Origin of the sequence: Methylobacterium sp. WL103 (genome assembly GCF_008039885.1) — a bacterium.
In the GTDB taxonomy this organism is placed as follows: Bacteria; Pseudomonadota; Alphaproteobacteria; order Rhizobiales; family Beijerinckiaceae; genus Methylobacterium; species Methylobacterium cerastii.
The window spans coordinates 1-10653 of record NZ_VRUX01000101.1; the positions used below are offsets into that span (position 1 = coordinate 1).

Consider the following 10653-nt stretch of genomic DNA (forward strand, 5'->3'; position numbering starts at 1 on the left):
TCGACCGCGAGGAAGGGGCGCAGGCGCTTGCCGCCGCCGAGCACCGCGTGGCGCATCGCCTCCATCAGGCGCGGCGGGCGCGCGATCTCGCCGGGGCCGACCTCGGGGCCGAGGCGCTCGACCAGGAAGGTCTCGACCGTGTCGGCCACGCGGGCGAGCTTGTGGGAAAACCCGTCGTCGGCGGCATGCTCGGTACCTTGCGACTTGACCGGAGCGGGGTGAGCCTGCGTTGAGGTCATCGGGAACGGGCCTTGGCGGGAGTGGGACGCGACACTGTGCGGGCGGACGATAGCAAAGCGGCGCCGGGTCGCGACGCGCAGAGTACCGAGGCGCGGGACCTGAGGTCGCTGGGACGCCCGCAGCCGCCGGCTCCGTCACGGCGGGTCCGGAAGCTCGTCGGGCGCATCCTGCTCGTCCCGGCCGTCGGGCTCGTCCTCATGCTCGCGCTGGCGCTGCTCTATAGCGCGGTGACGCCGCCCTCAACCCTGATGCTCGGGCGATGGTTGACGCTCCAGCCGGTGGCCCGCGAGGCGGTGCCGCTCTCCGCCATCGCGCCGGCCCTGGTCCAGGCGGTCCTCGCCTCCGAGGACCAGCGCTTCTGCCTCGACCACGGCGTCGACGTCGACGCGCTGCGCGACGTGGTCGACGACGAGGACGGGCCGAGCCGCGGCGCCTCGACCATCGCGATGCAGACCGTGAAGAACGTCTTCCTCTGGCCCGGCCGCTCCTACGTCCGCAAGGCGCTCGAGATTCCGCTCGCCTTCCTGATGGATACGCTCTGGGGCAAGCGGCGGATGATGGAGATCTATCTCAACGTCGCAGAATGGGGCGAGGGGATCTACGGCGCCCAGGCCGCCGCCCGGCACTGGTTCGGCAAGAACGCCCGCGACCTCAGCCGCGGGGAGGCCGCCCTGCTGGCCGCGACCCTGCCGAACCCGATCCTGCGCAGCGCCGGCAAGCCCTCCCGCGGGGTGCGGTCCCTGGCCGGCCGCATCCAGGGCCGGATGGGGCAGGTCGAGGGCCTGATGGGGTGCCTCAAGGGATAGGCTTTTGCGCAGGGCCCGGGTTCGCAGGCCGCCCGGATGCGGTTAGGGAGCGTGATCCAAGCGAGAACGGACGTCATGGCCGGCACCACAGAGATCACCCTGGAGCGGATCGCCCTGATCCGCCGCCTCGTCGTCGGCTGGAACCCGGACGGGGCCGGCGCGCCGATGATCCACCCGGACGCCCCCTACGGCTCGACCTCGCGGGACGACGACATCGCCAACGTCACCGGCGACGACGAGGGTGCCGACGAAGAGCACCGGGCAGTGGGCGCGGCGTTCGCCGCCTTCGTCCGGCACGCGGTGCTCAAGCCCGGCCGCTACCAGTACCACAACCCCCTGGCCAAGCTCGATCCGGGCCGGGCCGGCGACGTGTTCCGCGACGCCGACGGCGCCACGCCCGAACACATCACATTCGACGTCACCGAGGCGCATCTCGCGTTGATTCCGCACCTGGCGGTTCGCTGGGACGACGCCCTCGACGTGCCCTGCGTCGACGCCCAGGCGCCCTACGGCGCGACGCCGGTGCCGGACGCAGCCTTGCACCACGAGATGCAACCGGCGTTGCAGATCTTCCTGCGCTACGCCGACATCGCGCCGGGGGATTACGACTGAAGGCTGCGGTCGCCGGCGCTTCTCCCTCCCCCCTCTGCGGGGAGGGAGAGAAAGCGCTTCTCAGGCGTCCCGCTTCTTCCGCTGCGCCAGCGTCCGCAGCCGCAGCGCGTTGAGCTTGATGAAGCCCGCCGCATCGCGGTGGTCGTAGGCGACGGCGCCTTCCTCGAAGGTGACGAGGTCCTGGTCGTAGAGCGAGTGCGGGCTCGTGCGGCCGATGACGTGGACGCCGCCCTTGTAGAGCTTGAGCCGCACCTCACCGGTGACCAGTTCCTGGCTCTTGTCGATCAGCGCCTGCAGCATCTCGCGCTCGGGCGAGAACCAGAAGCCGTTGTAGATCAGTTCCGCGTATTGCGGCATGATCTGGTCCTTGAGGTGCGCCGCGCCGCGGTCCAGCGTGATCGACTCGATGGCGCGGTGGGCCGGCAGCAGGATGGTGCCGCCGGGCGTCTCGTACATGCCGCGGCTCTTCATGCCGACGAAGCGGTTCTCCACGAGGTCGAGCCGGCCGATGCCGTTGTCGTGGCCGAGCTGGTTGAGCTTGGCGAGCAGCGAGGCCGGAGACAGCTTTTCGCCGTCGATCGAGACCGCGTCGCCCTTCTCGAAGCCGATGGTGACGATCGTGGGCGTGTCCGGCGCCTCCTCGGGCGAGATCGTGCGCGAGAAGACGTAATCCGGCACCTCGTCGGCCGGGTCCTCGAGCACCTTGCCCTCGGAGGAGGCGTGCAGGAGGTTGGCGTCCACCGAGAACGGGCTCTCGCCGCGCTTGTCCTTGGCGATCGGGATCTGGTGCTGCTCGGCGAAGGCGATCAGCTGCTCGCGGCTCTTCAGGTCCCATTCGCGCCAGGGCGCGATGACCGTCACGTCGGGCTTGAGGGCGTAGTAGCCGAGCTCGAACCGGACCTGGTCGTTGCCCTTTCCGGTGGCGCCGTGGCAGACCGCGTCGGCGCCCAGCCGCTCGGCGATCTCGATCTGCTTCTTGGCGATGAGCGGCCGGGCGATCGAGGTGCCGAGCAGGTAGACGCCCTCGTAGACCGCGTTGGCGCGAAACATCGGAAACACGTAGTCCCGCACGAATTCCTCGCGCAGGTCCTCGATGAAGATGTTCTCGGGCTTGATGCCGAGCAGCTCCGCCTTGCGGCGGGCCGGCTCCAGTTCCTCGCCCTGGCCGAGGTCGGCGGTGAAGGTGATCACCTCGCAGCCGTAGGTCGTCTGCAGCCACTTGAGGATGATCGAGGTGTCGAGGCCGCCGGAATAGGCGAGCACGACCTTGTTCACGGGCTTCTTGTCGGGCTCGGACATGCGGACCTTCGGGTGTTCGCGGACGTTGGGCGAGGGGGTTGCGGCGGCTTATCGCGCCGTCCGGCGCCCTGCAACCGGAACGGCCTGCAACCGGCATGCCGGGCCGGACGTTCGCTCAAGCGCGCGGGGCGTCGCCGATGCCCCGTCGCGCGCGCCAACCTGCCTCGCTCCCGACATCGACGGGTGTGAGATTTGCGTGCCGACACCTAAGACCCGGAGAAGCGATCACCATGGCGCGCCAGCCGACCCTCGAGTTCTGGTACGAGTTCGCTTCGACCTATTCCTACCTCGCCGCCGCCCGGATCGAGGGTCTGGCCGCGACGGCCGGCGTGGCGGTGCGCTGGCGCCCGTTCCTGCTCGGGCCCATCTTCGCCTCGCAGGGCTGGACGAGCTCGCCCTTCAACCTCTACCCGGCCAAGGGCCGCAACATGTGGCGCGACATGGAGCGCGAGGCCGCCCGCAGCGGCCTGCCGCCGGTGCGGCGCCCCGATCCGTTCCCGCAGAACAGCCTCAGCGCAACCCGCGCCGCCATCCTCGGGCAGGACCAGGATTGGCTGGTGCCGTTCTCGAAGGCGGTGTTCGAATCCTGCTTCGCGCACGGCCGCTCGATCGCCGAGCCCGCGGCGGTGGTCGAGATCCTGAACGGGCTCGGCCTCGACGGGACGCAGCAGCTCAAGGCGGCGGCGAGCGAAGCGAACAAGACCAAGCTCCGCGTCGTCGGCGAGGAGGCGCGCTCGCGCGGCATCTACGGCGCCCCGACCTTCCTGACGGATGACGGTGAGCTGTTCTGGGGCAACGACCGCCTGGAGCAGGCGCTGGCCTGGGCCGCCGGCGAGCGCCCGGGGGACATGCGCTGACGCCATCGTGCGACGAGACTCCCCGACGCGAAGGCCCCGACATCGCCTGAATTGCCGGGCTGATGCGCGGGCTCGACACCGCCGCTCGGACGCCAGCATGCCCTTCACCCGCCGTCACCTCATCGCGACCTCGGCCGCCGCCGTCGCCCTCACCCGGGCGGCGCGCGCCCAATCATATGGTCAGCGCGTCTCGGTGACGAGCGACGAGGGCAGGCCGGTCGCCAACTCCGTGCTCCCAGGCGAGATCACCGGCCAGCTCGCGTCCCTGCGGGGAATCACCTACGTCGGCCCGCGCGAGGCAGAGACGACGCTGTACGAGTTCTTCGACTTCAACTGCCCCTACTGCCGCAAGGCCGCCGCCGACGTGATCGCCCTGCACGCCGCCGACCCGGCGTTGCGCATCGGCCTTGTCCAAAATCCGATTCTGTCGCCGCAATCGGCCCAGGCCGCCAAGGTGGCGCTGGCCGTCCAGCGCAAGCTCGGCTCCGAGGCGGCCTGGGACTTCTACGGCCGGTTGCTCGGCAAGCCCGGCAAGATCGACGGCCCCGGCGCGCTCGCCGCCGGCACGGCGCTTGGGATCGCCGGACCGGAGCTGGAGAGCATCGCCGACAGCGACGAGGTCCGCGAAGCGCTCAAGAGCCAGATGCGGATCGCGGCCGACCTCGGCCTCTACGCGACCCCGTCCTACGTGCTGGGCAACGCCGGCATCCTCGGGCATCCGGGCGCCCGCTCCATGGCGAAGATGATCGCCGCCACCCGCCGTTGCGACCGCCTCGCCTGCTGATTTCCCCTGTAGGATCGATCACCCGGCGCAAGCTCGGCCGGGCCGCAGCCATCGGCCGATCGCCTTGCGCGGCTCCGGTTGCCATGCTAGGCGATCGCCGCGCCGGCCGAGGGATCTTCGAGGGTCCCGGACAAGCCCGGCACAATCCCATTTCCCGACGGTCTCCGGCCCGGCGCCCTGATTACGGCGCAGCCCGGTCGGAACCGAAGGGCCAAGGAACAAGAGAGAGCGACGGGTGGCGCAGAACGGTTCCGAGGGTTCCCTGGTCGGCGGCGTGTCGGGTCGATACGCCTCCGCCCTGTTCGATCTCGCCCGTGACGAGCGCCAGATCGATGCGACGGCCGAGGGCCTCGAGCGCTTCGACGCCTTGCTCAAGGAGAGCGCGGACCTGCGCCGTCTCGTCCGTAGCCCGGTCTTCTCGGGTGAGGAGCAGGCCGCCGCCATCGGCGCGATCCTCGAGAAGGCCGGCATCACCGGCCTCGCTGCCAACTTCATCCGCCTGTCGGCCGCCAACCGCCGCCTGTTCGCGCTGCCCGGCATGATCGCCGCGTTCCGCAGCCTGGTTAGCGAATCGAAGGGCATCGTCCGCGCCGAGGTTCGCGTGGCCGAGCGGCCCTCCGACGCGGTGCTGGAGGAGATCAAGGCCAGCCTGCGCGACGTCGCGAAGTCCGAGGTCGACCTCGACCTGCACGTCGACCCGAGCCTGATCGGCGGCCTCATCGTCAAGATGGGCTCGCGCATGGTCGACGCTTCGCTCCGGACCAAGCTGAACGGCATTCGTCTCGCGATGCGGGAAGCCCGTTAGGCCGTCCGTCGAGGACGCCCCGGCTCTCGCCATCACACCTGAACACCTGACAAGAACGAACTGAAGGGCCCGACGATGGACATCCGCGCCGCCGAGATCTCCGCGATCCTGAAAGACCAGATCAAGAACTTCGGCGAGGAAGCCGAAGTCTCCGAGGTCGGCCAGGTCCTGTCCGTCGGCGACGGCATCGCCCGCGCCTACGGCCTCGACAACGTCCAGGCCGGCGAGATGGTCGAGTTCGAGTCCGGCGTGCGCGGCATGGCGCTCAACCTCGAGCAGGACAACGTCGGCATCGTGATCTTCGGCTCTGACCGCGAGATCAAGGAAGGCCAGACCGTCAAGCGCACCGGTGCCATCGTGGACGTCCCGGTCGGCAAGGGCCTGCTCGGCCGCGTGGTCGACGGCCTCGGCAACCCGATCGACGGCAAGGGCCCGATCGAGTCGACCGAGCGTCGACGCGTCGACGTGAAGGCGCCGGGCATCATCCCGCGCAAGTCCGTGCACGAGCCGATGGCGACGGGCCTCAAGGCCGTCGACGCCCTGATCCCGGTCGGCCGCGGCCAGCGCGAGCTGATCATCGGCGATCGCCAGACCGGCAAGACCGCGATCGTGCTCGACACGATCCTCAACCAGAAGCCCGGCCACGCCGCCGGCGGCGACGAGAAGTCGAAGCTCTACTGCATCTACGTCGCCATCGGCCAGAAGCGCTCGACGGTCGCCCAGTTCGTGAAGGTCCTCGAGGATCAGGGCGCGATGGAGTACTCGATCGTCGTCGCCGCCACCGCCTCGGACGCCGCGCCGATGCAGTTCATCGCGCCGTTCGCCGGCTGCGCCATGGGCGAGTACTTCCGCGACAACGGCATGCACGCCGTGATCTCGTACGACGACCTGTCCAAGCAGGCCGTGGCCTACCGCCAGATGTCGCTGCTGCTGCGCCGCCCGCCGGGCCGCGAGGCCTATCCCGGCGACGTGTTCTACCTGCACTCGCGCCTGCTCGAGCGCGCCGCCAAGATGGGCGACGCCGCCGGCAACGGCTCGCTGACCGCGCTGCCGGTCATCGAGACCCAGGCCAACGACGTGTCGGCCTACATCCCGACCAACGTGATCTCGATCACCGACGGCCAGATCTTCCTCGAGACCGACCTGTTCTACCAGGGCATCCGCCCGGCGGTGAACGTCGGCCTCTCGGTCTCGCGGGTGGGCTCCTCGGCCCAGACCAAGGCGATGAAGAAGGTCGCCGGCAAGATCAAGGGCGAGCTGGCGCAGTACCGCGAGATGGCGGCGTTCGCGCAGTTCGGTTCGGACCTCGACGCCTCGACCCAGCAGCTGCTCAACCGCGGCTCGCGCCTCACCGAGCTCCTGAAGCAGCCGCAGTTCTCGCCGCTGAAGATGGAGGAGCAGGTCGCGGTGATCTACGCCGGCGTCAACGGCTACCTCGACAAGATGCCGGTCGCGAAGGTCCGCCCGTTCGAGGACGCGCTGCTGTCAACGCTCCGCACCAAGCACGCCGACCTGCTCTCCACGATCCGCGACTCGAAGGACCTGTCGGACGACAGCGCCGCCAAGCTCAAGAGCGTGGTCGAGAGCGTGGCGAAGTCGCTCGCGAACTAGACGAACCCGCCTCATCGGGCGCCCGGCGACGGGCGCCTGGTCGTGAACAGGCCCTGAGAGACCGGACCACCCGATGGCGAGTTTGAAGGATCTGCGCAACCGCATCACTTCGGTGAAGGCGACGCAGAAGATCACCAAGGCGATGCAGATGGTCGCCGCCGCCAAGCTGCGGCGCGCACAGACGGCTGCCGAAAGCGGCCGTCCCTATGCCGAGAAGATGGCGGCGGTGCTCGGCAACCTCGCCGGGAACCTCGTCGGCGGCGTCGGCGCGCCGAAGCTGCTGGCGGGCACCGGCAAGGACCAGACCCACCTGCTGATCGTCTGCACCGGCGACCGCGGCTTGTGCGGCGCTTTCAACTCGTCGATCGCGCGCCTGGCGCGGGCGCATGCCGACAAGCTCGCGACCGAGGGCAAGACCGTCAAGATGATGACGGTCGGCAAGAAGGGTCTGGACCAGCTTCGCCGCCAGTTCCGCGAGCAGATCGTCGAGTCGCAGGACATCCGCGGCAACCGCCCGGTCGACTACCCCTTCGCCGCCGAGATCGCCGACAAGATCCTGACCCGCTACGAGGCCGGCGAGTTCGACGTCGCGACGCTGTTCTTCTCCGAGTTCCGCTCGGTGATCTCGCAGATCCCGACGGCGCAGCGCCTGATCCCTGCGGAGCTGCCCGAAGGCGGCGCCAGCAGCACCGGTGCGCCGGCGGATTCGGCGATGGAATTCGAGCCCTCTGAGGAGGCGATCCTCGAGACGCTGCTGCCGAAGAACCTCACGGTTCAGGTCTACCGGGCGCTCCTCGAGAACGCCGCATCCGAGCAGGGTGCACGCATGAGCGCCATGGATTCCGCGACCCGCAACGCGGGCGAGATGATCAAGAAGCAGACGCTGATCTACAACCGCACGCGTCAGGCGATGATCACCAAGGAACTCATCGAAATCATTTCGGGCGCCGAAGCCCTCTAAGCGCCTTCGCCGGCGCACCGACCGCATACCTTTCAAGGGCACGCAATCATGGCAAACACCGCTTCCCCCGGCGCCGGCTCCAACAAGGTCGGCAAGATCGTCCAAGTCATCGGCCCCGTCGTCGACGTGCAGTTCGACGGCCACCTGCCGGAGATCCTGAACGCGCTCGAGACCAAGAACAACGGCAACCGCCTCGTGCTGGAAGTCGCCGCGCAGCTCGGCGAGAGCACCGTGCGCTGCATCGCGATGGACACCTCCGAGGGTCTGACCCGGGGCCAGGAGTGCACCGACACCGGCTCGCCGATCATGGTCCCAGTCGGCCACAACACGCTCGGCCGCATCATGAACGTCATCGGCGAGCCGATCGACGAGGCCGGCCCGATCCAGTCGGACTCGCTCCGCGCCATCCACCAGCCCGCGCCCCCCTATACCGACCAGTCGACGGAGTCGCAGATCCTCGTCACCGGCATCAAGGTGGTCGACCTGCTCGCCCCCTACGCCAAGGGCGGCAAGATCGGCCTGTTCGGCGGCGCCGGCGTCGGCAAGACCGTGCTGATCATGGAGCTGATCAACAACATCGCCAAGGTGCACTCGGGCTACTCGGTCTTCGCCGGCGTCGGCGAGCGCACCCGCGAGGGCAACGACCTCTACCACGAGATGATCGAGTCCAAGGTGAACATGGACCCGAAGGAGAACGGCGGCTCGGCCGAGGGCTCCAAGTGCGCGCTGGTCTACGGCCAGATGAACGAGTCTCCCGGCGCCCGCTCGCGCGTCGCGCTCACCGGCCTCACCATCGCCGAGGACTTCCGCGACCAGGGCCAGGACGTGCTGTTCTTCGTGGACAACATCTTCCGCTTCACTCAGGCCGGCTCGGAAGTGTCGGCGCTGCTCGGCCGCATCCCCTCGGCCGTGGGCTACCAGCCGACGCTCGCCACGGACATGGGCGCCCTGCAGGAGCGCATCACCACCACGAACAAGGGCTCGATCACCTCGGTGCAGGCGATCTACGTGCCGGCCGACGACCTGACCGACCCGGCGCCCGCCGCCTCGTTCGCCCACTTGGACGCGACCACGACGCTGTCGCGCTCGATCGCCGAGAAGGGCATCTATCCGGCGGTGGACCCGCTCGACTCGACCTCGCGCATGCTGTCTCCGGCGATCCTCGGCGAGGAGCACTACGATGTCGCCCGCAAGGTCCAGCAGACGCTGCAGCGCTACAAATCGCTCCAGGACATCATCGCCATCCTCGGGATGGACGAGCTATCGGAAGAGGACAAGCTGACGGTCGCGCGCGCCCGCAAGATCGAGCGCTTCTTCTCGCAGCCCTTCTCGGTGGCTGAGATCTTCACCGGCTCCCCGGGCATCCAGGTGCCGCTGGAAGACACGATCAAGGGCTTCAAGGGCCTCGTCGAGGGCAAGTACGACGACTTGCCGGAAGCGGCCTTCTACATGGTCGGCACCATCGAGGACGCCCAGGCCAAGGCCAAGAAGCTGAAGGCGGCTTGAGGTCTTGAACGCCAAGATCGTCCTGTTGGTCGTCGGCCTCCTGGCCGGCGGCCTCATCGGCTACGTGACGCGGCCCGAGGCGGCCGAGATCAAGATCGGCCCGCTCTCCGTCGAAGTGCAGGGCGACCGCCCGGCCGGCACCCGCGGCGGCGAGCTGACCAGCGGGCAGACACAGCACGTCGCCCTGTTCGCGGGCATTGGTGCGCTGATCGGTTTCGGCCTCGGCTTCGCCACGGACCGGCGCAGAGCCTAACTCTCAAGGCCGGCACGTAGCCCTCGGGTGGCCGCGCGCCGGGAATGACAAACGTCGGGATTCCGAGCGCATGGCCACCTTCCACTTCGATTTCGTCGGCCCCGAGCGGTCGCTGTATTCCGGCGAGGTCGAGTCGGTGCAGCTTCCCGGCACCGAGGGCGAGATGACGGTGCTCGCCGGCCACGCCCCGGTGCTCACCTCGCTTCGCGTGGGCGTGATCGTGGTCACCGAGCGCGCCAACAGCGGCAAGCGCATCTACGTCCGCGGTGGCTTCGCCGACATCGGGCCGACCGGCGTGACGGTGTTGGCCGAGCGCGCCGCCCCGATCGAGGAGCTGACGCCGGAATCCCTCGACCGGGACATCGAGGCGGCCGAGCTGCAGCGCGACGCCACCGAGGACCTGCAGAAGCGCGAGGAGCTGAACGGCCAGATCGTCCAGCTTCAGGAGACGAAGAACCTCCTCAAGCTCTGAGCCTTTCACCCCCAACATTTTCAGGACGACCGAAGCCCGCTCGAACCGCCGTCACCGGCGCGGTTCGGCGGGCTCTTTCGTGTCGTGCGCCGACGAATCCTGAGCCAGCGCGAGGGAGATCAGCGCCTCGGCCGCGTCCGGCCCGATGGGACAGCCCGATTCGAGCCAGCGTCGGCGCAATGCCGCGAGGGCGACCCCGATCCTCGGCCCGGCCGGGATGCCGCGAGCGACGAGGGCTGCACCGGTCACCGGCAGGACCAGAGCGGGTTCATCCTTGAGGTCGCGCCAGGCGTTTGCAGCGTCCGGGCCGATCACCGGGCGCGTGATGCGGGGCGGGCGCCTGCACCATCCCCTCGCAGGATCGGCATGCGAACGCCTCGCGCACGTGCCGGACCACCTTGAAGCGGCCGGGCACGTAATCGAGGGTCTCCGTCACGTCCTCGCCGA

The 10653-nt window shown here is 69.1% G+C and carries 12 protein-coding genes and 2 pseudogenes; 10 read left to right on the top strand and 4 right to left on the bottom strand.

Going from position 1 to position 10653, the window contains the following annotated elements; all coding sequences use genetic code 11:
- Window positions 1-239, bottom strand: a pseudogene (locus tag FV222_RS29465) (polyprenyl synthetase family protein); the annotation flags it as partial.
- A gap of 198 nt (window positions 240-437) precedes the next feature.
- On the opposite strand from FV222_RS29465, the gene mtgA reads away from it, so the two are divergent.
- Together mtgA and FV222_RS09035 are read left to right on the top strand one after the other, a co-directional pair.
- On the top strand, window positions 438-1046 hold the full coding sequence (gene mtgA / locus FV222_RS09030) for a monofunctional biosynthetic peptidoglycan transglycosylase (protein WP_246685390.1): 609 nt from the start codon (window positions 438-440) through the stop codon (window positions 1044-1046).
- Window positions 1047-1121: 75 nt separating this feature from the next.
- Window positions 1122-1658 (top strand): hypothetical protein, encoded by a 537-nt coding sequence (locus FV222_RS09035; protein WP_147813918.1) that lies wholly within the window; start codon window positions 1122-1124, stop codon window positions 1656-1658.
- 60 nt (window positions 1659-1718) lie between these two features.
- Here the strand turns inward: FV222_RS09035 and FV222_RS09040 are convergent, their stop codons facing one another.
- On the bottom strand, window positions 1719-2957 hold the full coding sequence (locus tag FV222_RS09040; RefSeq protein WP_147752721.1) for an argininosuccinate synthase: 1239 nt from the start codon (window positions 2955-2957) through the stop codon (window positions 1719-1721).
- A gap of 230 nt (window positions 2958-3187) precedes the next feature.
- On the opposite strand from FV222_RS09040, the gene FV222_RS09045 reads away from it, so the two are divergent.
- The 8 genes from FV222_RS09045 to FV222_RS09080 all read left to right on the top strand — a co-directional run bounded on the left by FV222_RS09045 (window position 3188) and on the right by FV222_RS09080 (window position 10206).
- Window positions 3188-3814 carry a 2-hydroxychromene-2-carboxylate isomerase gene (locus FV222_RS09045; protein ID WP_147813920.1) on the top strand — a complete coding sequence of 209 codons (627 nt, stop codon included), beginning with the start codon at window positions 3188-3190 and terminating at the stop codon, window positions 3812-3814.
- 97 nt (window positions 3815-3911) lie between these two features.
- Window positions 3912-4598: a DsbA family protein gene (locus FV222_RS09050; protein ID WP_147752723.1), complete on the top strand. Its 687-nt coding sequence runs from the start codon at window positions 3912-3914 to the stop codon at window positions 4596-4598.
- Between the two features lie 235 nt (window positions 4599-4833).
- Window positions 4834-5403, top strand: a complete 570-nt coding sequence (locus FV222_RS09055) for a F0F1 ATP synthase subunit delta (RefSeq protein WP_147813923.1) — start codon at window positions 4834-4836, stop codon at window positions 5401-5403.
- 75 nt (window positions 5404-5478) lie between these two features.
- A complete protein-coding gene (gene atpA, locus FV222_RS09060) occupies window positions 5479-7014 on the top strand; it encodes a F0F1 ATP synthase subunit alpha (RefSeq protein WP_147813925.1) in 1536 nt (511 codons plus the stop codon).
- 73 nt (window positions 7015-7087) lie between these two features.
- Window positions 7088-7975, top strand: coding sequence for a F0F1 ATP synthase subunit gamma (locus tag FV222_RS09065; RefSeq protein WP_147752726.1), 888 nt, complete (start codon window positions 7088-7090; stop codon window positions 7973-7975).
- A gap of 48 nt (window positions 7976-8023) precedes the next feature.
- Window positions 8024-9481, top strand: coding sequence for a F0F1 ATP synthase subunit beta (gene atpD, locus FV222_RS09070; protein WP_147752727.1), 1458 nt, complete (start codon window positions 8024-8026; stop codon window positions 9479-9481).
- 4 nt (window positions 9482-9485) lie between these two features.
- Window positions 9486-9734 (top strand): hypothetical protein, encoded by a 249-nt coding sequence (locus tag FV222_RS09075; RefSeq protein ID WP_147763405.1) that lies wholly within the window; start codon window positions 9486-9488, stop codon window positions 9732-9734.
- A gap of 70 nt (window positions 9735-9804) precedes the next feature.
- Window positions 9805-10206, top strand: coding sequence for a F0F1 ATP synthase subunit epsilon (locus FV222_RS09080; protein ID WP_147728188.1), 402 nt, complete (start codon window positions 9805-9807; stop codon window positions 10204-10206).
- Between the two features lie 51 nt (window positions 10207-10257).
- Here FV222_RS09080 and FV222_RS09085 read toward each other — a convergent pair whose 3' ends face one another.
- Window positions 10258-10455: a hypothetical protein gene (locus tag FV222_RS09085; protein ID WP_147813927.1), complete on the bottom strand. Its 198-nt coding sequence runs from the start codon at window positions 10453-10455 to the stop codon at window positions 10258-10260.
- A gap of 79 nt (window positions 10456-10534) precedes the next feature.
- Window positions 10535-10653: pseudogene (locus FV222_RS09090) on the bottom strand (IS66 family transposase zinc-finger binding domain-containing protein); the annotation flags it as partial.

Excerpts from the sequence above, each read along its gene's own strand:
- FV222_RS09050 (WP_147752723.1), top strand. The coding sequence starts at position 3,912 with ATGCCCTTCACCCGCCGTCACCTCATCGCGACCTCGGCCGCCGCCGTC.
- atpA (WP_147813925.1), top strand. The coding sequence starts at position 5,479 with ATGGACATCCGCGCCGCCGAGATCTCCGCGATCCTGAAAGACCAGATC.
- mtgA (WP_246685390.1), top strand. The coding sequence starts at position 438 with ATGCTCGCGCTGGCGCTGCTCTATAGCGCGGTGACGCCGCCCTCAACC.
- FV222_RS09035 (WP_147813918.1), top strand. The coding sequence starts at position 1,122 with ATGGCCGGCACCACAGAGATCACCCTGGAGCGGATCGCCCTGATCCGC.
- atpD (WP_147752727.1), top strand. The coding sequence starts at position 8,024 with ATGGCAAACACCGCTTCCCCCGGCGCCGGCTCCAACAAGGTCGGCAAG.
- FV222_RS09065 (WP_147752726.1), top strand. The coding sequence starts at position 7,088 with ATGGCGAGTTTGAAGGATCTGCGCAACCGCATCACTTCGGTGAAGGCG.
- FV222_RS09040 (WP_147752721.1), bottom strand. The coding sequence starts at position 2,957 with ATGTCCGAGCCCGACAAGAAGCCCGTGAACAAGGTCGTGCTCGCCTAT.
- FV222_RS09080 (WP_147728188.1), top strand. The coding sequence starts at position 9,805 with ATGGCCACCTTCCACTTCGATTTCGTCGGCCCCGAGCGGTCGCTGTAT.
- FV222_RS09045 (WP_147813920.1), top strand. The coding sequence starts at position 3,188 with ATGGCGCGCCAGCCGACCCTCGAGTTCTGGTACGAGTTCGCTTCGACC.